The sequence below is a fragment of the Halomonas sp. Bachu 37 genome (assembly GCF_039691755.1).
GTDB classification, from domain to species: domain Bacteria; phylum Pseudomonadota; class Gammaproteobacteria; order Pseudomonadales; family Halomonadaceae; genus Vreelandella; species Vreelandella kashgarensis.
This window is the reverse complement of the sequence record NZ_CP137552.1, coordinates 1,286,358-1,308,693: the sequence shown is the minus strand read 5'-3', so window position 1 is coordinate 1,308,693 and position 22,336 is coordinate 1,286,358. Positions and strand designations below refer to the sequence as shown.

Genomic DNA, 22,336 nt, shown 5'->3' with positions numbered 1-22,336 from the left:
TATTACCACGCTCATTCATTTTTCTCATTATAACGTGCCAGCTGAGCGGCCTTCATACCACACTCAAGCGTAACAAGATGGGTGATACAGAATGGGTAATCTACGCGGGGAGAGAGCATGAGCGTTTCCACATCGACGGAAAATCATGATGTTATGGGCCAGCCGCCAATGGATGTCTCGGTTTACATGCATGCGCTGGGCAAGGCCGCACGCGGGGCCTCCACGGCACTTCGCCGTTGTGACAGCGGGGTAAAGAATGCCGCGCTCGCGGCCATGGCTCGTCATCTGGATGCCTCCCGTGACGCAGTTTTGGCTGCCAATGCACGTGACTTGCAGCGTGGCCGTGACAGTGGGCTGGATGCCGCCCTGCTCGACCGGTTGGCGCTCGACTCCAGCCGTATCGAGACAATGATCGAAGGACTGCGGCAAGTGGCTTCGCTTCCCGATCCGGTGGGTGAAATCGACGCCATGCAGTATCGTCCCAGTGGCATCCAGGTGGGCAAGATGCGTGTGCCGCTTGGCGTGATCGGTATCATCTATGAATCCCGGCCCAACGTTACGCTGGAAGCCGCCAGCCTGTGCTTGAAGTCTGGCAATGCCTGTATCCTGCGCGGTGGCTCTGAAGCACGAGAGTCGAATGCCGCCATCGGCGCCTGTATTCAGTCTGCTCTGGCTGAGACGGGACTGCCCATGGGAAGTGTTCAGGTGGTTGCCACCACCGATCGAGCTGCGGTCGGCGAGCTGATCCGCATGACGGAATTCATCGATGTCATCATTCCCCGTGGCGGGAAGTCTCTGATCGAACGTATCTCGCGTGAGGCACGGGTGCCGGTGATAAAACACCTGGATGGTGTATGCCACGTCTATATCGATGCCACGGCGGACCGGCACAAGGCACTGGACATTGCGGTGAACGCCAAGACACATCGCTACGGCACCTGTAATACCATGGAAACCTTGCTGATCGATGCACCGGTCGCTGCCGAGTTATTGCCCGAGTTGGCCTCTGCCTATGCTTCCCATCAAGTGGAATTGCGCGGCTGTGAGCGCTGCCGGGAGATATTGCCCCAGGCGCTACCCGCCACTGAAGAGGACTGGGCCGCGGAGTATCTGGCACCGGTGCTGGCGATAAAGGTAGTGGATGGCATCGAAGAGGCCATGGACCACATCGACCGTTTCGGTTCTCACCACACGGATGCCATCGTGACCCAGGACTACGGCCTGGCCCGCCGTTTCATGGCGGAAGTGGATTCCAGCTCGGTTATCATCAACGCCTCTACGCGCTTTGCTGACGGGTTCGAGTATGGCCTGGGGGCGGAAATCGGTATTTCCACCGATAAATTGCATGCGCGTGGGCCAGTGGGGCTGGAAGGCCTGACGACACAAAAATATGTCGTATTCGGCGATGGCCAGGTGCGCCAGTGAGGCCACTGCGTATCGGCATGTTCGGCGGGACCTTCGACCCGGTGCACTTGGGGCACTTGCGTAGCGCCGTGGAAGTGCGGGAGGTCTTGGAGCTGGATCGCCTGCACATGATACCGGCTCCCCAGCCTCCGCTACGCGACCGCCCCCAGGTGGCACCGTTGACGCGCCTGGAACTGCTCGAGGCGGGAATCGGCGATACGCCGGGGTTGGTGGCGGATGGTCGCGAGCTTGAGCGGTCAGGGCCGTCCTATACTGTGGATACGCTGAAAGAGCTGCGCCAGGAGTATGGTGACGAAGCGCGGCTGGTCATGGTAGTGGGTCTCGATGCTTTTCTGCGTCTGGGACAATGGCGAGACCCCCAGCGACTATTCGAACTAGCGCATGTCGTGGTGCTGGACCGCCCTGATTCACCCCAGCATTCCCATGCGCCACTTCCTGACGCACCGTGGGAACTGCTCGGTGATCGTGAAGTCGATAGCGTGGCGAAACTGATGCAGCGGCCCGGAGGCGGGCTTTTGCACTTGCGCTTGCCGTCGCGAATGGCTATTTCGGCAACCGAGATTCGCCGTCGCCTGGCGTCGGGTTTGAGTGTGCGCTATTTACTGGCCGAAGCGGTCGAGAGGCGTATACAAGCAAAACACTTGTATCGTGGCTGACAGGCGCCATGTCGCGGTTGGCAGAGGGCACAAAGCGTCATCCGGCCCGCCACGATACGCTGCGAGAGAATAAACAGATAGCACTGGCGGTGGCGGTATAAGCCGTTACAATGGCCGGCTTGTTTTCGGGATATCCGATGGGATCGTCATCCAGTGAGGTTGTAAATCAGGAGTTATGCAAATCGAAACACTCAAGACACTAGCGATTGATGCGCTTGAAGAACTCAAGGCGCGGGACATCACCCAACTTGATGTGGCGCATCTGACCAACGTCACCGATTTGATGGTGATCGCCAGCGGAACTTCTACCCGGCACGTCGCCGCGCTGGCGCAAAACCTCGTCGAAAAGGCCAAGGCGGAGGGAATGCGGCCGCTCGGCGTCGAAGGCGGTCCCAATGCTGACTGGGTATTGGTCGATCTGGGGGACATGGTGGTCCATATCATGCTGCCCGAAGCCCGCGAACTGTACGATCTGGAGCGGCTTTGGGCCGACTTGCCCAGCGATGCGTCGATGATGGCCAGGGAGCCGGCTTCGACGTCATGAAGGTTCGCTTGCTGGCGGTGGGCACCAAGATGCCCGCCTGGGTGGAAGATGGTGTCGATACCTATCGCAAGCGCTTGCCACGCGACTTTTCCCTGGAGGTCGAGGAAATCGCCCTCGGTCAGAGGGGCAAGAACGCCGATGTGGCGAAGGCGAAGCAGCAAGAGGCCGAGCGCATTCGCGACAAGTTGCGTGGCAACGAGCACGTGGTGGCGCTTGAGGTGAAAGGGAAACCTTGGACCACCGAGCAGCTGGCACGTGAAGCGAACGCCTGGCGTATGCAAGGGGGCGATGTCGTATTGCTGGTAGGGGGGCCGGATGGCTTGGCCCCCGAGCTTTCGGCGCAGGCCGACCAGCACTGGTCTCTGTCCCCGCTCACCTTGCCGCACCCCCTGGTGCGGATCATGCTGGCAGAGCAGCTTTACCGCGCCTGGACCTTGATGGTCGGACATCCCTATCATCGCTGAAGTATCGCCGCCCTGATGACTGCCCGTGACGTTGCTGACTACGTGTTCTCGCAGGGCGACTCTCGCAGGGCGACTTTCGCAGGTCGGCATGCTCAGATCGGCCCAGGCCGAATTCCGCCGGCCTGGCGGAGTAAGAATTTTCTCGAACAGGCTGATTCTGAACGTACCGAGGTTTGCCCGCCGTCATGCTCCAACGCCGCGACACCCTGAAGAACTCAGAACAGGAGTTGCGAATATTTCGCATGCGCTCCCTGTTGGCCGTGTTTGTGGTCTTGACGTTGACTGCGATACTGATGGGCCGTCTGGCGTACCTGCAGGTCGTTCAGCACGATCTCTATAGCACGCGTTCTGAGAATAATCGTGTCAGGGTCGAGCCATTACCCCCGACACGCGGTTTGATCTACGACCGTGAAGGACGTTTGCTGGCGGAGAATCGCCCTACCTATAACCTTACCCTTGTGCGGGAGCGGGTCGACGACCTGGACGATACACTCACGCTTTTGGTGGAACTGCTTGAACTGCCCGACGAAGATGTCGAGGCTTTTCAGGTACGTTCACGCCAACGCCAGCGTCCCTATCAGCCGGCGCTGCTGATGAGTGATCTCGATGAGGACCAGATTGCACGCGTGGCGGTCAATCGTCATCGACTTCCCGGCGTGGAGGTCGAAGCCCAGCTGCTGCGCTTTTATCCCCATGCCGAAATCATGGCGCACGCCCTGGGCTATGTGGGGCGTATCAATGTGGATGAACTCAAGACGCTGGATTCAGGGCGCTACGCGGGGACCCATTTTATCGGCAAGACCGGGGTCGAGCGGTTTTATGAAGATGAGTTGCACGGTCAGGCGGGCTTGCGCAAGGTCGAGACCAACGCCCGAGGGCGGGTGCTCAGGGAATTGGGGCGCGTGGACCCAGTACCGGGAGAGAATCTTACTCTGACCCTGGATTTGGAAATGCAGCAGCTGGCCTACGATTTGCTCGATGGTCGCCGCGGCTCCATCGTGGCACTGGAGCCTGGTACTGGCGAGATACTGGCAATGGTTTCGGCGCCCGGTTTTGACAGCAACCAGTTCGTGACCGGAATCGACATCGCATCCTATCGGGGCTTGCAGGAGGATCTCGATTTACCTCTGTTCAACCGAGCGATACGCGGCCATTACCCGCCGGGCTCTACGATTAAACCGTTCCTGGCATTGGCAGGGTTGGTGGAAGGCGTGATCACGCCGGATCGGGCAATCCACGATCCCGGCTACTATCAGCTTCCCAATGACTCGCGACGGTACCGGAACTGGCTGCGTTGGGGCCATGGCCGGGTGGACATGGAACGCTCCATTGCCGTCTCCAACAATACCTACTACTACTCGCTGGCTCATGACCTGGGGATCGATCGCCTGCACAAGAATATGAGCGCCTTCGGTTTCGGCCAGCGTGTCGCCCATGACGTGCAAGGGGAGAGTACGGCGCTGATGCCTTCGCGTGAGTGGAAGCGCGAACGTTTCAACCAGGCCTGGTATCCCGGCGAGACGCTTTCCGTGGGTATCGGACAAGGGTATTGGCAGGTGACACCGTTGCAGCTGGCCAGCGCCACGGCAACCCTGGCCAATCGTGGCCATTGGATCAAGCCGCGTCTGGCTCAGCAGGTGGGTGACGAGCCACTTCCAGTTCAGCTCCCTGACGCTTTGGCCGATATAGAACTGGTTAATGAAGATTGGTGGGAGCGAGTCTACAGCGGCATGGAAAAAGTCGTCAGCGGCAATGAAGGGACCGCGCGGCGCATTGGTACCGGTCTTCAGTATCGCATGGGAGGAAAGTCGGGAACCGCCCAGGTTTTCTCGTTGGGCCAGGACCAGCGCTACAATGCCGACGAGCTGGAAGAGCGCCTGCGCGACCATGCCCTGTTCATGGCATTCGCACCACTGGACGACCCGCAGATAGCAGTCGCCGTTATCGTCGAGAATGCCGGGGGCGGCAGTACACATGCCGCCCACCTGGCCCGAGCGATGACCGATGCCTGGTTGCTGGAACCGGAAGAAAACGACCGGGATGTGGAAGCCATTCTGGAAAGCGAGGAGTGACAGTGAGCTTGAGGAGCTTGACCCTGGGTCGGCGCGCTTATCCGGTACGACCTCCCGAGAGCGGTATCGCACGGCGAAAAAGCCTGTGGGAACGTATCCATCTGGACCCGTGGCTGCTGGGCATGTTGATCGTTCTCATGGTAGCGGGGTTGTTGGTCTTGTACAGCGCCTCGGGCCAGCGTATCGAAACCGTGTTTGCTCAGGGGACGAGATTTTGTGTGGCTCTGATGGGCGCGGTGATATTGGCGCAGTTTTCGCCCTCCACTTTCCAGCGCTGGGCGCCGCTCGCCTATGGCCTGGGGATACTGATGCTGCTGGCGGTGGAAGTGGCAGGTGATATGGGCATGGGGGCCAAGCGGTGGCTAGTGATCCCAGGAGTGATTCGCTTTCAACCTTCTGAATTGATGAAGCTGGCCATGCCCTTAATGGTGGCGGCGTACCTGAGCCGGCGTGAACTGCCGCCACGCATGCGTGACCTGGCGGCTTGCGCTGTGATCATTGGGGTTCCTATCGGGCTGATTGCCAACCAACCCGACCTGGGCACCGCATTGCTGGTAGGCAGCGCGGCGGTCATTGTGGTGCTTCTGGCCGGTCTATCCTGGCGATTGATCGCCTTTTTTGTCGTGCTGGCCGCTTCCGCCTTGCCGCTGTTATGGATGAATCTGCACAACTATCAGCGCCAACGCGTTCTGACCTTTCTCAACCCTGACAGCGATCCATTGGGGGCGGGCTGGAATATCATTCAATCCACCACCGCCATCGGCAGTGGCGGGCTACTGGGCAAGGGCTGGCTGCAAGGGACCCAGTCGCAACTAGAATTCCTGCCGGAACGCCATACGGATTTCATTATCGCCGTACTGGGTGAGGAGTTCGGCCTGGTGGGTATGCTGGTACTGTTGTTGCTCTACTTGATGATCGTGATGCGGGGGCTGTGGTTGGCAGGGTGTGCGCATGACACCTTCGGTCGCTTGTTCGCGGGTAGCATTATCCTCACTTTCTTTATTTACGTGTTCGTCAATGTGGGCATGGTCAGTGGTATTCTGCCGGTGGTGGGCGTGCCGTTACCTCTGGTCAGTTACGGGGGTACCTCCAGCGTGACCTTGATGGCCGGTTTCGGTATCCTCATGTCGATCCACTCCCATCGTCGCTTATTGCCGCGTTAAGCTTCTGGCGCCAAGCGCCATGATACACATGGTGAAGCTCATTAAGGATAATCTCAGGAACCGACAATGAAGATATCCACCTGGAAGGCAAGGATTCGCCTGGTACCGGTAGTTGCTGCGCTGATCTACTGCGCGCCGAATGTCTGGGCGCAACCGTCCGAGTTCGATCCCGCCGAGCACGCAGAAGTCGCACGCCTGGTCGAGAATGTGCAACGCCTTGGGGTTCCGCGAGACTGGCTGGAAGATACCCTGCGCGAAGCCGAGTTCAGCCAGACGGTCCTGGATGCCATGGAAGGCGCGGCCGAGCGGCGGCTGAGCTGGGGCGACTATCGCGATATTTTCATCCAGTCCGAACGTATCGAGGCGGGAGCCGCTTTCATGGCGGAGCATGCCGAGGCGCTGGAACGCGTCGAGGCGCGTTATGGCGTCCCGCCTGAGATCGTGGCCGCGATCATCGGCGTGGAGACCTATTACGGGCGCCATACCGGGCGCCACCGTGTGCTGGACTCTCTGGCCACACTGGCGTTTCACCATCCTTCGCGGGGAGAGTTCTTTCGCGGCGAGTTGGCGGCGTTTCTGGAAATCACCCATGAACAGGGCGTGGCCGCCGATACGTTGAAAGGCTCGTATGCCGGAGCGATGGGCTACCCGCAATTCCTCCCCACCAGCTACCGGGCTTATGCGGTGGATTTCGACGGCGATGGCCAGCGCGACCTCTGGCATAACCCGGTGGATGCCATCGGTAGTGTGGGCAACTATTTTGCCGAACATGGCTGGCGTGCCGGCGACGCCATCTACCATGAAGCAAGCGGCCCTGCCGAATTGCCCGGCTCCATCGAGTTCAACCGGACTGCTCCCCCCTATATCTCTGTCGAAGAGCTTCAGGATCGGGGTGTCGAACCGGCCGAGGCGCTGGAACCTGACCAGAGCGTGATCCCGCTGGCCCTGGATCAGGCGCAGGACGATTACCGCTATCGTCTCGGTCGGCACAATTTTTACGTGATCACACGCTATAACCATAGCCATCTATATGCGATGGCGGTCACCGAACTTGCCGCGGCACTAGCCGAATACCGCGAGGAAGAGTCATGAGCAGCCAACCCAAGCTGATTCGGCGTCTGGCGGCGGGTACCCTGGCGTTAGCCGTGCTTTCGGGATGCGCTAGTCGCGACGTGCCTTCGACGGGAAGTGCTAGCCGTGCGGGAAATGACGCGACTGCGCCTACGAATACAGCGACTTCCTCATCCGGCGGGGGTCGTTATGCCATGAGTGGCGACGCCTACCCTCTGGATCCGCCGAATGTAGCCGAGGTACCCGATGCGATGCCGCGCATTGAATCCCCTTCGCGTGCCGGCAATCGTCCCAGTTATGAGGTATGGGGCAAGACCTACCAGGTACTCCCCGATTCACGGGGTTATGCCAAGCAGGGCAATGCCTCATGGTATGGCGAAAAATTTCACGGTTACGCTACGTCTAATGGTGAAATCTACGACATGTACAAGATGTCGGCAGCGCACCGCTCCCTGCCGCTGCCCACTTATGCCCGGGTGACCAACTTGGATAACGGGCGGTCGGTGATCGTGCGGGTCAACGACCGTGGTCCGTTCCACAGCGACCGGGAAATTGATCTCTCATATGCGGCGGCGGCACGCCTGAATATCCTCGACGACGGTACAGGACCGGTCAGGGTTGAAGCCATCGAACCAAAAGCCTGGCTGGCGGAAAATGCCGGGGCGGCTTCCACCATTGCTTCAGCGGCTGTGGGAAGCAGCTCTGTCGCGTCGGCGGCTCGCTCCGCTTCCGGCAACCGCGGGCAGGGTCCGAGGTCAAGCGAGCCAGCAGTGGCTACGCCAGAAACAGCTGCCACGAACTCGGCAACCGAGCGGAATCTTGAACAGCCAGTCTACCTGCAAATTGCAGCGTTAGGCTCATCGGAAAGTGCCGCCGCGCTCAAGACACGCCTGGAAAGCGAATTGGCGCAATCGGTGAGAGTGCAAAGCGATACTGACGTTCACCGTGTTCAAGTGGGGCCTGTCGAGCGCTCTCGCGAGCTGGACTCATTGAAAGAAGCCTTGCGCCAGGCCGGGTTCGCCCAGGCCTTTGTGGTGGAATGAGTAAGATTTGTGGCAAAGTAATACCAATAAAACGCAGGGATCAACGACGGCGTACGAGCCAACGATATAGCCTGGGCAAGGCCATGCGCCAGGCCTGTATTGAATATCCAGAATGACATTGTTAACGAGAAATCTTCCATGAAAGTGCTGCATCTCTTCACTCGGTTACGTCCGATGCCTTGGTTGCTGGGCATGCTATTGACCTTGTCCACCGCCTGGGCCCAGGTGATTCCCCAGCCGCAGACCATGATTCCCAATCCGCCGCAGTTGGCGGCCAGCGCCTGGATTCTCATGGATGCCGACAGCGGGCGAGTCCTGGTAGAGCACAACGCTGATGAAAGGTTGCCTCCCGCCAGTCTGACCAAGCTCATGACTGCCTATCTTATCGAGCGTGAGCTGGATAGAGGCACCATCAACCTGGACGACATGATAAACATCAGCGAGCATGCCTGGCGTACCGGCGGCTCCAAGATGTTTATCGAAGTCGGTACTCAGGTTCAGCTAGATGATCTGTTGCACGGGATCATCATTGTCTCGGGTAACGATGCCAGTGTCGCCATGGCTGAACACCTGGCGGGAGGCGAGGCGCCTTTCGCCGACCTGATGAATCAGCACGCGACACGCCTGGGCATGCACAACACCAATTTCGTCAATCCCACCGGCTTGCCGGGCGAAAACCACTACTCCTCGGCACGGGACATGGCGCTGCTCTCCCAGCACATTATCAATGATTATCCGGAACACTACGCAATCTACTCCCAGCGCAACTTCACCTTCGGCGAAATCAGCCAGCCCAATCGTAATCGACTTCTCTGGCGCGACCCGACGGTGGATGGGCTGAAAACGGGATGGACCGAGGAAGCGGGCTACGGCCTGGTGGCATCGGCCAAGCGCGATGGCATGCGTCTGATCTCGGTGGTAATGGGCACCAGTTCGGAAGAGGCCCGGGCGCAGGAAACCCAGAAGTTATTGAGCTACGGCTTTCGCTATTATGAAACGCTGAATCTCTATGAGCGGGGTGCGGTGCTGACCACCCCCCGAATCTGGGGCGGCAGCAGCAATGAAGTGCGTGTCGGTGTGGATGAAGCGGTTCACATGACCCTGCCTCGCAACCGCAATGAAGAACTGACGGCGCGTCTGGATATTCGTTCAGATCTCACTGCGCCGATCAGCGTGGGTGAGGAAGTCGGTACTCTCGAGGTTCACATGGGCGAGGAGGTCGTGGGTGAAAGGCCCCTGGTTGCGCTGGAAGATATCGAGGAGGGCGGGTTTTTCAAGCGCATGTTCGATCATGTGCGCCGGTTCTTTAGCGACCTGCTCGGCAATTTTCTTGACTGAGATTGGGAGTTGGGGAAAGACTTACGTATAATAACCCGACTAAAATACTTGGTTATAGGCACAGGTGCTCCATGAAAAACACCGGTATCCGCGATCTACGCCAGCCTTCAGAGACTAGTCGGGCGGATGAAGCCGCGAAAATCACCTTTCCCTGCGATTACCCCATCAAGGTGGTAGGGGACGCCGCGGAGGATTTTGCCGCCACGGTTTGCCAGGTCGTCGTGCAGCATGACCCCGATTTCGATGCGGCCGGCTTGCAGGTCATCGACAGCCGCAATGGACGTTTCCAGTCGGTTCGGATCACCATCACCGCCACGGGCGAGGCGCAGCTACAGCAGTTGTTCGTCGATCTCAAGGCAACCGGTCGCGTCCACATGGTGGTGTGATGAGTCCCTCTACGTCTCCCTTGCCGCCCATCGCCCTACACACTCTGGGGCTGCAGCACTATCGGCCGGTGTGGGAGGCCATGCGGGAGTTGACGGATACGCGCGATGCCGATACCCAGGATCAGTTCTGGCTGGTGGAGCACCATCCCGTTTTCACCCAGGGCCAGGCGGGCAAGCCCGAACATCTGCTGATGCCGGGAGACATTCCGGTGGTGCAGACGGATCGCGGCGGCCAGGTGACCTACCATGGGCCAGGCCAGGTGGTGTTGTACCCATTGCTCGATGTGCGCCGGGCGCGGTTGGGCGTCAGGGACCTGGTCAGTGCTCTGGAAAACGCGGTAATCAAGGTATTGAGCGAATACAGCGTTGACGCCAGGGCGCGCCCCGATGCTCCGGGTGTGTATATTGGCGAGGCCAAGATCGCTTCACTCGGCCTGCGTATCCGCCGCGGAGCCAGTTTCCATGGGGTGGCCTTGAACGTGAACGGCGACCTGTCCCCATTCGACCGTATCAACCCGTGCGGCTATGCAGGGATGGCGATGACGCGCCTGGCCGACCGGGTGGAAGGAACGGTGGATTTTGACCAGGTTGCACTGCGTCTTGCCCATTGTCTGGCAGGCGAGTTGGGGCGTGATCTATCGCCTGAACAAGCAATACGCCCCGCGACGGCTTGAACCGGGCGGGGCGTCAAAGGCATTTTGGGACGCAAGAACAAGGGCGTCTGTTTGTTCAGCCCACGTTCTTGACCGGAATGCGATTGATATCCGGGGCCTGTCCGGGTACGTCCGCCGGTGATGCCAGGCCCAGATTGTTCTTTTCGAATACCCTGTCGGCGCGATAACTGGAGCGCACCAGAGGCCCGGCAGGCACTTCCATGAAGCCTTTTTCCAGGCCCAGCTGACGATAGCGCTCGAACTCCTCGGGAGAGACCCAGCGCTCGACCGCCAGGTGATTCTTGGTTGGCCGCAGGTACTGACCCAGGGTGACTATATCGACGCCGATGTCCCGCAGGTCATCGAAGGTCTGCAAGATTTCCTCGTCTGTCTCGCCCAGGCCCAGCATGATACTGGTCTTGGTGATTACTTCAGGGCGATGCTGCTTGGCATGAGCGAGGACGTCCAGCGTCTTGCGGTAGCCGGCGCGGGGGTCACGGACCTTGCTGGTCAGCCGCTCGACGGTTTCCACATTCTGGGCGAAGACTTCCAGCCCCGAATCGACCACACGCTCAATAGCCGATTTTTCACCATCGAAGTCGGGGGTCAGCGCTTCGACCACCACGTGTGGCGTCAAGGTCTTGATCGAGCGAATACAATCGGCATAGTGCCCGGCACCGCCATCGGGCAGGTCGTCGCGGTCGACCGAGGTCAGCACGATATAGCGCAGCCCCATCAACTCGACGGATTTCGCCGTGTTCTGCGGCTCCTCGTGATCCAGCCATCCCTTGGGGTTGCCGGTATCGACGGCGCAGAAGCGACAGGCACGGGTACATACCGAACCCATCAGCATGATGGTGGCGGTCCCGTTGCTCCAGCACTCTCCCATGTTGGGACAATGAGATTCGGCGCAGACAGTGCTCAAGCGATGCTGGCTGACATTCTTCTTCACCGCCTCGAAGCGTTCACCACCAGGGATCTGGGCGCGTAACCATTTGGGCTTGCGTTCCAGGGTGGGGTTTGCCGGGGCAGGGTCCGTCTCGGCCTGTTTGCGCTGCTTGATGCCATCCTTGATCACCGCCATGCCATGTTCGTTGCGGAATTTTTCTCCGCTGGGCACGCGTGGTGAGGTGTTGTCGCTCATAGCTGTGAGCCTCTCTACTCTGCGGCGAGCAAAGCCATGCTAGGGATGGGAGTCGTTTTCCCCTAGGTTACGCGGAAATAGCCTATCCCTGATGACTTGCCGAATGATACGGATATAGCTGCGACAAATGTATCATATTTGTGACTTGACTGGACAGAAGCCTCAAGCGGAAAGCCTAGTCCGGCAAAGAGGGCAAGCAGGCCACGCCGTGGCCGGGAAGGGGGCTTGGGGCGGCCTGGAAGTGCGCCTGGTGATCGGTGAGATGTTCACGCACGAAACGCAGAAATAGCTCCGCGACGGGCGTAGGAAAGTGTTCCCGTGAATAGACCGTGCACCATGAGCGACGCAATGGAAAATCCGGCAGAGCGAGCTCCTTCAGCAAGCCTTGTTCGAGTTCCAGCTGTACAGCCATGCGCGGCAGGACCGCAACGCCAAGATGCGCCATCACGCCTTGCTTGATGGCCTCGTTGGTACCTAGCTCGATACAGTGAGGGAGCTTGAGCCCCTGCGCGGCGGCGGTCTGTTCGAAGGCGTTACGCACCCCCGACCCTGGCTCGCGAGAGAGCACATAGTGCTGAGCAAAGTCGGACAGGGTGGGAGCTTGCGAATGCAGTAGCGGATGTTCCGGCCAGACTACGGCGATCAGCTCATTATCGAGGATGGGCATGAATACCAGGTTTTCGTCTTCCGGCACCATTGCCATGATGACGAGATCATCCTTGTGCTCGGCCAAGCGTTCCAGGGCCTGGCTGCGATTGCACACCTTCAGGCGGACTTGGACATTGGGATAGCGCGACCTGAAGCGAGCCAGCAGGTAAGGCACCACGTATTGTGCCGAGGATACTGCCGCCAGATTGAGTTCCCCGGATATCGTCCCGGCCATGTCACTCAGGTTCATCTGCAGGCGCGATAACTGGCCGAAGATCTCCTTGGTGGACTTGGCTAGGGTGTCTGCGGCCGGCAGGATGTGCAGCGTCTTGCCCGCATATTTGAACAGAGGCTGGCCCAGGGCCTGTTCGAGTTGGCGGATCTGGGCGCTCACGGCGGGCTGGGTCAGGCCGAGCTGCTCTGCGGCGCGCGAATACGAGTGTTGCCGGTAAACCGTCTGAAATACCTGAAGTTGGCGAAAGGTCAAGCGATTGAGCAACGAGGGGGTCGTCATGGAATTTCTCCGCCGGCACATGCCTTCATGCTATCACTGTTTTCATAAGCGTATTTCAACAACGTTTTGCCCCTCTTATTACATGTCGCTAGGGAGCACCGATCGATGGAGCATCACACTGATCACGAGGATAGCCCGGATGTGCTGATAGCCGCTTGCGGTATTGCGGCAAGGCGTTGGCAGCAGGCCTGCGATGAGCTTGGTTTGATTCATAAAGCGGTCGACCCTGCATCGTCGATAGCGGACGCCTGGCATGCCGAACTGCGCAAGCAAGAGGATAACCCCTCCATCCTGATCTTGCCGGGCGCACGGGATACCGCCTCGCAATTGGCGCTGGTTCGAGAATGCGAGCGCTACGGTCTGAGCGTCGCCGCCCCGCGGGCCGTCTTGCTGGAAGCGATGCTGGATGGTAGCGCGCTTCGTCAGCTGGTAAGAGAAATCGGCGTGCCGCTAGCCGCGCCGGGTTCGGCCAACCTCGCAGTAGCGGTCATCGCTGATGCCCAGGGCCATGCCATGGCGTTGTTCGACTATCAGCCGACACTGCTCGAAAACGATGCCGTACAGAGTTACTGTCTCGGTTCTTGGCTTGCCCCCAGCCCGCTTTTGACTCCCGAGCAGCGGCGTTATCTCTGGCAGTTGGCGGTTACCTGCGTGACCGAACTCGACGTTCGTTCCGCCGTCACGGTTCATTTTTCGGTGAGCGGCAACCGTATGGGCTTCGTGGTGATGACGGGGGGGCTGGGATTGGAAGTGGCCCTGGGCGAGGCGCTCACCGGCCTTGATCTGGTTATCGAGCAGATTCAGGCGGCAAGAGGCCGGCCTCTTGAAATCGCCCCCCGGCATCTCCGATCTTCTCTTGTCGCCCGTACTCACCGTATCTCGCTGCCGTGGGCGCCGGAAGGGCTGGATGGTGGCCCCGGAATACGCTGGGATGCCCCGCCTAACTGTCATGAAGGGCTCTTGACCTTGACGGCGGTCTCGCTCAAGGCACTTGAACGGCGCCAGCGCCGCGCCTTGACGTGCTTGCAACACAAGGCGACACGCAAAGCATGAACGCCTTCACGCCGCTATTGACCGACGGCGGTGTCAGTCTAAAAAAGCGCCAGTTTAAAATTGCTGAAATGCTGCACAGTGCTGGCCAAGAGTGTATCCTGAGCTATATTGCATTGCAGCAAGAGCGATTCGGGTCAGGTCCGTTCGCATGACCCATGGGAGACATTCAATGAATTTCCTTACCCCTAGCTTGTTCAAGCCGGGGCTGACGGGTAAAGCCTCGGCCACGACACTTCCTTCCCAGGCCATGACGCTGATGGACCCTTTCGGCTTTGGCAGGGCGGCCTTTGATTACTGGCGGGACAGCATCGAGCGAAGTGTGCTCTACCTGGATGTGATGCGAGAGCGTGGCAACCAGTATCTCGAACACATGGAGCAGACCAAACCCAGTGTGCTTGGGTTCGAAACCGAGGAACTCCTCGATGGACGAACGCTCCCGCGGCCGGTCAACTACGAATTGCTCCGTGTTCTGCCGCCGGAAGGGGTCGAGATCGACCTGCAAAAGCGACCCTTCGTGGTGGTTGACCCCCGCGCCGGGCATGGTCCAGGAATCGGCGGTTTCAAGCCGGACAGCGAACTGGGCGTCGCGTTGCGCGCGGGGCATCCCTGTTATTTCATTGGATTCCTGCCGTTTCCCGAGCCGGGACAGACGGTCGAGGATGTAGTCGAGGCCGAAATCGCTTTTGTCCGCCATGTGATCGAGCGTCATCCCGAAACCTCGGAAAAACCCATGGTGGTGGGCAATTGTCAGGCGGGCTGGCAGGTGATGATGGCGGCGGCTCTGGAGCCGGATGTATTCGGCCCCATCCTGATTGCCGGCGCACCGCTCTCCTACTGGGCAGGCGAGCGCGGCAAGGCGCCGATGCGCTATACCGGTGGGATTACGGGAGGCAGCTGGATCACCGCATTGACCAGCGACATGGGCAACGGCCTCTTCGATGGGGCCTGGCTGGTGCAGAACTTCGAACGCCTCAACCCGGCCAATACCTACTGGAAAAAACAGTACCACCTGTACGATAACGTCGACACTGAAGCCGGACGCTACCTGGAATTCGAGCGCTGGTGGGGCGGTCATGTGGTGCTGGGTGGCGAGGAAATTCAGTATATCGTCGATAACCTGTTCGTGGGCAACCGGCTTTCCACCGCGCAACTGGTGACGCGGGACGGTCGCCGCATCGACCTGCGCAATGTACGCTCGCCCGTCGTCGTGTTCTGCTCCCGGGGAGACGACATCACACCCCCACCCCAGGCTCTTGGGTGGATTCGTGACCTGTATGAAGGCGAAGAGGATATCATCGCCAACGAACAGACGATCATCTATTGTCTGCACGACACTACCGGGCACCTGGGCATCTTCGTATCCGGCAGTGTCTCGCGCAAGGAGCACACCGAGTTCACGGCGAACATGGACTATATCGATGTCATGCCGCCCGGGCTTTACGAAACTACGATAAGCCGGGCCGAAGACCAGGAAGAGTCGGAACTCGTCGAGCGCGATTACCTGCTGGAATTCTCTCCACGCAACTTCGATGAGCTCGATAACGAAGTGCAACACAAGCCCGAAGACGACCGACGTTTCGCCACGGTCGCTCGCTTGTCCGAAATCAATCTGGGTTTTTATCGCCTTTACCTGCAGCCGTGGATACAGGCAACGATCACTCCGGAGTCGGCTCGCTGGATGCGCCGCATGCATCCGATTCGACTCGGCTACAAACTATTGTCCGATCGTAACCCGCTATCCGTCCCGCTGCCGGTAATGGCAGATGCCATCCGTGAAAACCGCCATCCGGTCGATGACGATAATCTGTTCAAAGCCATGGAGACCATCGCTTCGGACCAGATCGTCAGCAACCTCGATGCGTTCCGCGATTTGCGCGACAGCCTCATTGAGCGGGTATTTCTCGATACCTTCGGCCAGCCGCTGCTGCAAGCCGCCGTCGGCCTGTATGGCGATGCCCACGTTCATCGCCGCCGCCCCGGGGCCGAGCCAGAGCACCGCCGTTTCATCGAGAACCGCCAGGCGGAGCTGCGTGAGAAGATTGCCGAGGGAAGCCACCATGAAGCGGTCATGCGTTCGATGATCTACGTGCTCGGTGGTGCTCCCGCGACTGACGAGCGTAATTTCAAACGCCTGCGGGCGTCCCGTGCCGAGCTTGAACCCAGTACCCGTTTATGCGATTTCAAGCATCTAGTCAGGGAGCAGTTCTTCATCCTCAAGCTGGACCGAGAAAAGGCGTTGAATACCTTGCCGATTCTGCTCAAGGACCGGTCCAATGAGGAGATCGATGAGCATCTGCGCCACCTGGAGCACGTGTTGGCGGCCAGTGGAGAACTTTCTCCCCATGCCGCCGAACGACTCGACCAGATCAAGGCGCTGTTTGACCAGGCCCGCCCAGAGGCGGTGAAAGTAAAGGCAGAGGCGCCGAGCGCCGCTGGCAAGACGGAACAGGGCAAGACGTCAGCTGTGACGTCAGCCAATAGCGCCGAGACGGCCAAGACTGCTGCCAAGCCGGCTGGCGACGATAACAATAGTGCAGCCCCCGTCACCCCCAAGGCAGTGCCTAAGGACGACGGCAAGGCGGTTGGTAACGATGAGGATAACGCAGCGCCAGATACCCCCGTCAAGACGGAGCCAAAGGCAACCACGAAGTCCGCTCAGCGCAAGCGGCCCAATCGTAAGCGCTAGTAAGATCATCCCTGTCAAGACGCCCTTCCTATTGAAGGGCGTTTTTTTCATGAATGGCCGGTGCGTTTTTCAAGAGTTGCTGTAAACGTTGCTGTAAAGAATGGGCCACGCTAGTGTCTAGGCGTAAGGTCGAAGTAAAGCGCAGTGACTGGCGCTTGGCATTGGCCTGGGGTAGGGTAGGCGCATTTTTCAGCCGCAACTCTTGACCCCACGAGAGGCGGAACCATCTCAAGTTGCTGGCCCCGTGACCAGCGCACCAAAAAAGTGGAGCACTATGGGCAAGTCACTGGTCATCGTCGAGTCGCCCGCCAAGGCGAAGACGATCAACAAGTATCTCGGCAACGATTTCATCGTGAAGTCGAGCGTGGGTCATATCCGTGACCTACCGACCAGCGGCTCGGGCAAGGCAGCCTCCGATCCCAAGGAGCGCGCTCGCCAGGCCGCAGCGACACGCAAGATGTCGGCGGAGGAGAAGGCGGAATACAAGAAGCGCAAATCCCAGGATCAGCTGATCCGTCGGATGGGCATCGATCCGAACAATGGCTGGGAAGCCCACTACGAAATACTTCCCGGCAAGGAAAAGGTGGTTGCCGAACTGCAGAAGCTGGCCGCGAAAGCTGACGCCGTCTATCTCGCAACCGATCTGGACCGCGAAGGGGAGGCCATCGCCTGGCACCTTCGCGAGACCATCGGTGGAGACGAGGAACGTTACAAGCGAGTCGTGTTCAACGAGATCACCAAGAATGCTATTCAGGACGCCTTCAAGGCACCCGGAACGCTCAATATCACTCGCGTAGAGGCCCAGCAGGCACGCCGTTTTCTCGATCGTGTGGTCGGTTTCATGCTATCACCACTGCTGTGGGCAAAAATTGCCCGTGGTTTGAGTGCGGGCCGGGTGCAGTCGGTGGCGGTGCGCCTGATCGTCGAGCGCGAGCGCGAGATACGCGCATTTATCCCCGAGGAGTTCTGGGACGTTCATGCCGACTTGGTGACCGAGGCTGGCGAGGCGGTGAGGTTTGCTTTGGTGCGCCAGGATGGCAAGGCGTTCCGGCCTACTTCCGAGGTCGATACCCTGTCGCGCATCGCACCGCTCAAGACGGCTCCGCTGGCAATCACGCGACGTGAAGACAAGCCGACCAAGTCGCGTCCCAATGCGCCATTCATCACCTCGACATTGCAGCAGGCCGCCAGCGGTCGCCTGGGTTTTTCGGTCAAGAAGACCATGACCATGGCTCAGCGCCTTTATGAAGCCGGCTACATTACTTACATGCGTACCGACTCGACCAATCTTTCCAAGGATGCCGTCGAGAGTGCGCGAGACTATATCGCCAGTGAATTCGGCGAGCGTTACCTGCCGGACGCGCCGATTCGCTACTCCTCCAAGGAGGGCGCCCAGGAGGCTCACGAGGCGATACGACCGTCGGAAGTTACCCGCAAGGCGACGGACCTGGCCGGCATGGAGCGTGATGCCGAACGCCTTTACGAATTGATTTGGCGTCAGTTTCTGGCCTGCCAGATGACACCGGCGGAGTATCTCGCTAGTACCCTTACCGTGGAAGTACAGGGTTATGAGCTCAAGGCCAAGGGTCGCGTGCTCAAGTTCGACGGTTATACCCGTGTAATGAAACCGGGCGGCAAGAACGAGGACCAGGCTCTGCCGGATCTGGCCGAAGGTACGCCCATGCTGCTTGAAGCTCTGGACCCCCAGCAGCACTTCACCAAGCCGGCGCCGCGGTATACCGAGGCCAACCTGGTGAAGGAGCTGGAAAAACAGGGGATCGGCCGTCCGTCCACCTATGCCTCGATCATTTCCACTATCCAGGATCGTGGCTACGTGAAGCTAGAGAACCGGCGCTTCTACGCCGAAAAGCTTGGCGATATCGTCACCGAACGGCTGAAGGAGTCGTTCCCCGACCTGATGGATTACTCCTTTACCGCGCGCATGGAGGATAGCCTGGATGAGGTGGCGGAAGGCGAGCGCAACTGGCGCGCGTTGCTGGATGCCTTTTATGGTGAATTCCGCGAGGAATTGGCGGAAGCGGAAAGTGAAGACGGCATGCGTCCCAACCAGCCGGTACCCACCGATATCGACTGTCCGGCCTGCGGGCGCAAGATGCAGATTCGTACCGCATCGACTGGTGTCTTCCTGGGTTGCAGTGGCTATAACCTGCCGCCCAAGGAGCGCTGCAAGACCACGATCGATCTGATCCCTGGGGAAGAAGCGGTGGCCGCCGATGCCGGCGAGGAAGCGGAAACCGATGCCCTGCGCGCCAAGCGCCGCTGCCCCAAGTGTGGCACAGCCATGGACAGCTACCTGATCGACGAGAACCGCAAGTTGCACATCTGCGGCAACAGCCCCGATTGCAGCGGCTACGAAATCGAAAAGGGCAAGTTCAAGATCAAGGGCTACGACGGTCCGGTCATCGAGTGCGATAAATGCGGCAGTGAAATGCAGCTGAAGACCGGCCGCTTCGGCAAGTATTTCGGCTGTACCAATAGTGAGTGCAAGAACACGCGCAAGCTGCTGAGAAGCGGCGAGGTGGCTCCACCGAAGATGGAACCGATTCCGATGCCCGAACTGGCTTGCCAGAAGGTGGAGGACCACTATGTACTGCGTGACGGTGCCAGCGGCTTGTTTCTGGCGGCCAGCAAATTCCCCAAGAACCGCGAGACACGTCCGCCGCTGGTCAAGGAGTTGCAGGCCCATGCCGATGAATTACCGGAAAAATACCATTTCCTGCTGACGGCCCCTAACGAAGATCCCGATGGTCGTCCGGCCCAGATACGCTTCTCCCGCAAGAACAAGGAGCAGTATGTGATGACCGACGAAAACGGGAAGGCGACCGGCTGGAAGGCAACATTCGAAGGCGGCAAATGGCATGTGGAGGACAAGCGCAAGTGACACCACAGGGTCGAACCAATCAGTTGCTCTATCAGGCTCAACTGTTGCTGGAGCAGGAGCCGGGCACGGACGAGCAGGCCATACCGCGCCAGATGGCTCATGAAGAAGGCGCGTTGGCGCTCTGCGAACTGGCTCTCGAATCGCTTCTGCGCGAAGTGACCGAACATGCCCGACTTGCTTCACATGATTGGCGTGAACTGCTCGCTACCGATGGCCATCAAGTAGCGGAGCTGCAGCGCTTGCGTGATATCGCCGCCCAACCCGACAGCTGGCTGGGCTGGTGGATAGCTCGGTTCAATGCTCTGCACACAAACGATGGCGCGGCCCGCCGCCCCAGTGCCAACCCCGGCGTGATCGCGGTGGGGAACTCGGTATCTCTCGGCCAGGCGCTGCTTTCGTCTCTGGCACAGGCAAAGCAGGAGATAGTCACCCTGAGAGAAACTAGCCAGGAGTGGTAACGCTTTTTATTTCAATTTTCCCAAGTTGATTGTTGCGCGATGCCTCAGGCGTCGCCCTGTCCCTCTGTTTCATTTTTTGAAGATCCTGTTTTGCATCCCTGACTATCTATGTCGGGAAATCAGCATTCGGGGTTAGAACCCATGACGAAAAGACGTATGGTAATTATCCAAGGTTTTACTATGTTGTATAAAAACCTGTGTTGTTTCAGTCACCTTTGACGCTTTTGGAATAAGGAGTGAGCAATGCACAAGGAAAAATCAAAGCGCTATAACCAAGTCAAGGACTTGGTGGAATGGGCGATGGACTATCATGCCCGCATGGCCAAGCAATATAGTGATGCGGCCGAGGAGGCTTCCAGCGACAGGGTGAAAATGGCGCTGGAGTATCTTGCCAACCGGGAGCTTCGCATGCAGACGGGGCTGGAAGATATTTTTCATGACGGCTCCGACCACACCCAAGTGCTAGAAACCTGGTTCGACGAAGTAGGGGACTTCCCCCATCCGCCGGAGCTCGAACGCATTGCCGAGACGGCGAATTATGACAACATGGAAGCGATTACCGAGACGGCATTGACGGAACACCGTGCCCTTCGGGATCTTTATCAACACCGTGCCTTGCGGGCCAACGTCAATCCCGAAAAGGAATTCTTCAACTCCTTGGCGGAAGGGCACGAAGCCGAAATGCGGCGTATTGCGGCTAGTCTCGAGGAACTTGAAGACATTTGATTTGCGCTATTTCCAGGAGGGTCTATGTCAGAAATGATGCTTTCTCCAGAGATGTTGGGATATTTCACCGAAGATGATCTGCAGGACATACCTGACGATTCCGGTGTTTATTGCGTTTTCAGCGCTGCTGAGGACACGTCCAGTGGCGAGATGGATGTGAAATCGTTGCTGTTCATCGGGCACCACAGAAATCTTCGCCATGCCATCATGCATCATGAAGACAAGGCGAAATGGCGTGACAGACTCAAGGAAGGAGAGGAGCTGTGGTTCAGCGCAGCCCTTTGCAGTCTGGCCAATTGCGAGAGGCTGGAAGCCGCTCTGGTATACGCTCACAAGCCTCCACTCAATCGACGATACGTGGATACTTTCCCCTTTGATCAGACGGTGGTGCATGTGATGGGAAAGAAACGCCTGTTGATGAACCCATTTACCGTGGAGCGCCACGAGGCCTGATGCAGACGAGAATGTGTCCTGGACACTGACAGAGATGGGCTGGATACGGTATAACAGCGCCTGAAATGAAGATAGTCTCGCCACCTTGCCGACATGCCCGAGAGTTATCATGACACGTTTGAATCGCCGCCGTTTCATTGCCATGGCACTGAGTCTTCCCGTCATGGCGCGAGCCAATACGCAGGAGTTGACTCCCGTTGCTGCGCCTGAACCCGACCTTATCGAAACGCTTCTGACTCGGGCTCCCGTGCCCAAGCATGCCGAGGAGCTCTGGGTGCTGGTGGATGATAGGGAGGCGAGTCTCAGCGTATATCGCGGCAGTAGGCTGCAGGAGCGGTTCTCGCCGATCTCCCTAGGTCGTGGTGGGGCCAAGACTCAGCGTACCAGGGGAGACAATGTGACTCCATTGGGAGAGTTTCGGGTCAATCGCTTCAACCATGAAAGCCAGTGGCGGGTGTTCATCGGTATCGACTATCCTACTCCCGCTCATGCACGGATGGCATTGCGTGACGGGCTCTATTCCGAGCGGGATTACGATGAATATTTCCGTCATTATCGCCTGCACGGCTCGCCGCCTCAGGATACCGTACTAGGCGGGGCGATCGGCATCCATGGGCTCGGCGGGGCTGATCCGGATGTACATGCTCAATATCACTGGACTCAAGGCTGTGTTGCCGTGACCAACGCCCAGATCGACCGTCTGGTGGAGTTGGTCGATGTTGGCACTCGCGTCGTGATCCGCTAAGCTGTGGCCAAGCAAGGATGTTCGAGGTTCGAAACATGGGATTTGGAAGACTTAGCTATGGACAAGCGCTGTTGTCTGTAATAAAACAGCGTTTGATTCTGTGCTTCGCGGCACAAGTCGCTGCAACGAACCTGCACCGCAGGTAGACAATATCGGTTTGAAATTCTAACCTATTTTTGTCGTACCTTTAAC

Annotated in this window: 21 protein-coding genes; 19 read left to right on the top strand and 2 right to left on the bottom strand. The window is 58.7% G+C overall.

Annotation, left to right across the window (positions count from 1 at the left end; translation table 11 throughout):
• Window positions 1–117: 117 nt before the first annotated feature.
• The 11 genes from R5M92_RS06030 (at window position 118) to lipB (ending at window position 10,836) form a co-directional block, all read left to right on the top strand.
• A complete protein-coding gene (locus tag R5M92_RS06030; RefSeq protein WP_346798598.1) occupies window positions 118–1,425 on the top strand; it encodes a glutamate-5-semialdehyde dehydrogenase in 1,308 nt (435 codons plus the stop codon).
• Window positions 1,426–1,442: 17 nt separating this feature from the next.
• Window positions 1,443–2,081 (top strand): nicotinate-nucleotide adenylyltransferase, encoded by a 639-nt coding sequence (nadD, locus tag R5M92_RS06025; RefSeq protein WP_346799270.1) that lies wholly within the window; start codon window positions 1,443–1,445, stop codon window positions 2,079–2,081.
• Window positions 2,082–2,256: 175 nt separating this feature from the next.
• Window positions 2,257–2,625 (top strand): ribosome silencing factor, encoded by a 369-nt coding sequence (gene rsfS, locus R5M92_RS06020; RefSeq protein WP_346798596.1) that lies wholly within the window; start codon window positions 2,257–2,259, stop codon window positions 2,623–2,625.
• Window positions 2,622–3,089 carry a 23S rRNA (pseudouridine(1915)-N(3))-methyltransferase RlmH gene (gene rlmH / locus R5M92_RS06015; RefSeq protein ID WP_346799268.1) on the top strand — a complete coding sequence of 156 codons (468 nt, stop codon included), beginning with the start codon at window positions 2,622–2,624 and terminating at the stop codon, window positions 3,087–3,089. The genes rsfS and rlmH overlap by 4 nt, the downstream gene beginning before the upstream one ends.
• Before the next feature lie 185 nt (window positions 3,090–3,274).
• Window positions 3,275–5,161 carry a penicillin-binding protein 2 gene (gene mrdA / locus R5M92_RS06010; RefSeq protein ID WP_346798593.1) on the top strand — a complete coding sequence of 629 codons (1,887 nt, stop codon included), beginning with the start codon at window positions 3,275–3,277 and terminating at the stop codon, window positions 5,159–5,161.
• Between the two features lie 2 nt (window positions 5,162–5,163).
• Window positions 5,164–6,324 carry a rod shape-determining protein RodA gene (gene rodA / locus R5M92_RS06005; protein WP_346798591.1) on the top strand — a complete coding sequence of 387 codons (1,161 nt, stop codon included), beginning with the start codon at window positions 5,164–5,166 and terminating at the stop codon, window positions 6,322–6,324.
• A gap of 66 nt (window positions 6,325–6,390) precedes the next feature.
• Window positions 6,391–7,416: a lytic murein transglycosylase B gene (gene mltB, locus R5M92_RS06000; RefSeq protein ID WP_346798589.1), complete on the top strand. Its 1,026-nt coding sequence runs from the start codon at window positions 6,391–6,393 to the stop codon at window positions 7,414–7,416.
• Entirely contained in the window at window positions 7,413–8,438 is a 1,026-nt protein-coding gene (locus R5M92_RS05995) for a septal ring lytic transglycosylase RlpA family protein (protein WP_346798587.1), read from the top strand. Before mltB ends, R5M92_RS05995 begins: the two co-directional genes overlap by 4 nt.
• A gap of 192 nt (window positions 8,439–8,630) precedes the next feature.
• Entirely contained in the window at window positions 8,631–9,776 is a 1,146-nt protein-coding gene (locus tag R5M92_RS05990) for a D-alanyl-D-alanine carboxypeptidase family protein (protein WP_346799266.1), read from the top strand.
• Between the two features lie 71 nt (window positions 9,777–9,847).
• Window positions 9,848–10,162: a DUF493 domain-containing protein gene (locus tag R5M92_RS05985; protein ID WP_346798585.1), complete on the top strand. Its 315-nt coding sequence runs from the start codon at window positions 9,848–9,850 to the stop codon at window positions 10,160–10,162.
• Window positions 10,162–10,836 carry a lipoyl(octanoyl) transferase LipB gene (lipB, locus tag R5M92_RS05980; RefSeq protein ID WP_346798584.1) on the top strand — a complete coding sequence of 225 codons (675 nt, stop codon included), beginning with the start codon at window positions 10,162–10,164 and terminating at the stop codon, window positions 10,834–10,836. The genes R5M92_RS05985 and lipB overlap by 1 nt, the downstream gene beginning before the upstream one ends.
• 55 nt (window positions 10,837–10,891) lie before the next feature.
• On the opposite strand, the gene lipA is transcribed toward lipB, so the two are convergent.
• Together lipA and R5M92_RS05970 are read right to left on the bottom strand one after the other, a co-directional pair.
• Window positions 10,892–11,959, bottom strand: coding sequence for a lipoyl synthase (gene lipA, locus R5M92_RS05975; protein ID WP_346798582.1), 1,068 nt, complete (start codon window positions 11,957–11,959; stop codon window positions 10,892–10,894).
• A 175-nt stretch (window positions 11,960–12,134) separates the two neighbouring features.
• A complete protein-coding gene (locus tag R5M92_RS05970; RefSeq protein WP_346798580.1) occupies window positions 12,135–13,121 on the bottom strand; it encodes a LysR family transcriptional regulator in 987 nt (328 codons plus the stop codon).
• 105 nt (window positions 13,122–13,226) lie between these two features.
• On the opposite strand from R5M92_RS05970, the gene R5M92_RS05965 reads away from it, so the two are divergent.
• The 8 genes from R5M92_RS05965 to R5M92_RS05930 all read left to right on the top strand — a co-directional run bounded on the left by R5M92_RS05965 (window position 13,227) and on the right by R5M92_RS05930 (window position 22,144).
• Complete coding sequence (locus tag R5M92_RS05965) at window positions 13,227–14,174, top strand: hypothetical protein (RefSeq protein ID WP_346798579.1); 948 nt, start codon at window positions 13,227–13,229, stop codon at window positions 14,172–14,174.
• Complete coding sequence (locus R5M92_RS05960; RefSeq protein ID WP_346798578.1) at window positions 14,171–14,326, top strand: hypothetical protein; 156 nt, start codon at window positions 14,171–14,173, stop codon at window positions 14,324–14,326. Before R5M92_RS05965 ends, R5M92_RS05960 begins: the two co-directional genes overlap by 4 nt.
• A gap of 17 nt (window positions 14,327–14,343) precedes the next feature.
• Window positions 14,344–16,860, top strand: coding sequence for a DUF3141 domain-containing protein (locus R5M92_RS05955; RefSeq protein WP_417339065.1), 2,517 nt, complete (start codon window positions 14,344–14,346; stop codon window positions 16,858–16,860).
• A 274-nt stretch (window positions 16,861–17,134) separates the two neighbouring features.
• Window positions 17,135–19,762: a type I DNA topoisomerase gene (topA, locus tag R5M92_RS05950; protein WP_346798577.1), complete on the top strand. Its 2,628-nt coding sequence runs from the start codon at window positions 17,135–17,137 to the stop codon at window positions 19,760–19,762.
• A complete protein-coding gene (locus R5M92_RS05945) occupies window positions 19,759–20,220 on the top strand; it encodes a DUF6586 family protein (RefSeq protein ID WP_346798575.1) in 462 nt (153 codons plus the stop codon). The genes topA and R5M92_RS05945 overlap by 4 nt, the downstream gene beginning before the upstream one ends.
• 243 nt (window positions 20,221–20,463) lie before the next feature.
• Window positions 20,464–20,946: a 2-hydroxyacyl-CoA dehydratase gene (locus R5M92_RS05940; protein WP_346798574.1), complete on the top strand. Its 483-nt coding sequence runs from the start codon at window positions 20,464–20,466 to the stop codon at window positions 20,944–20,946.
• Window positions 20,947–20,970: 24 nt separating this feature from the next.
• Window positions 20,971–21,399: a hypothetical protein gene (locus tag R5M92_RS05935; protein WP_346798573.1), complete on the top strand. Its 429-nt coding sequence runs from the start codon at window positions 20,971–20,973 to the stop codon at window positions 21,397–21,399.
• A gap of 109 nt (window positions 21,400–21,508) precedes the next feature.
• Window positions 21,509–22,144, top strand: coding sequence for a L,D-transpeptidase (locus R5M92_RS05930; RefSeq protein WP_346798571.1), 636 nt, complete (start codon window positions 21,509–21,511; stop codon window positions 22,142–22,144).
• The last annotated feature ends 192 nt before the right edge of the window (window positions 22,145–22,336 follow it).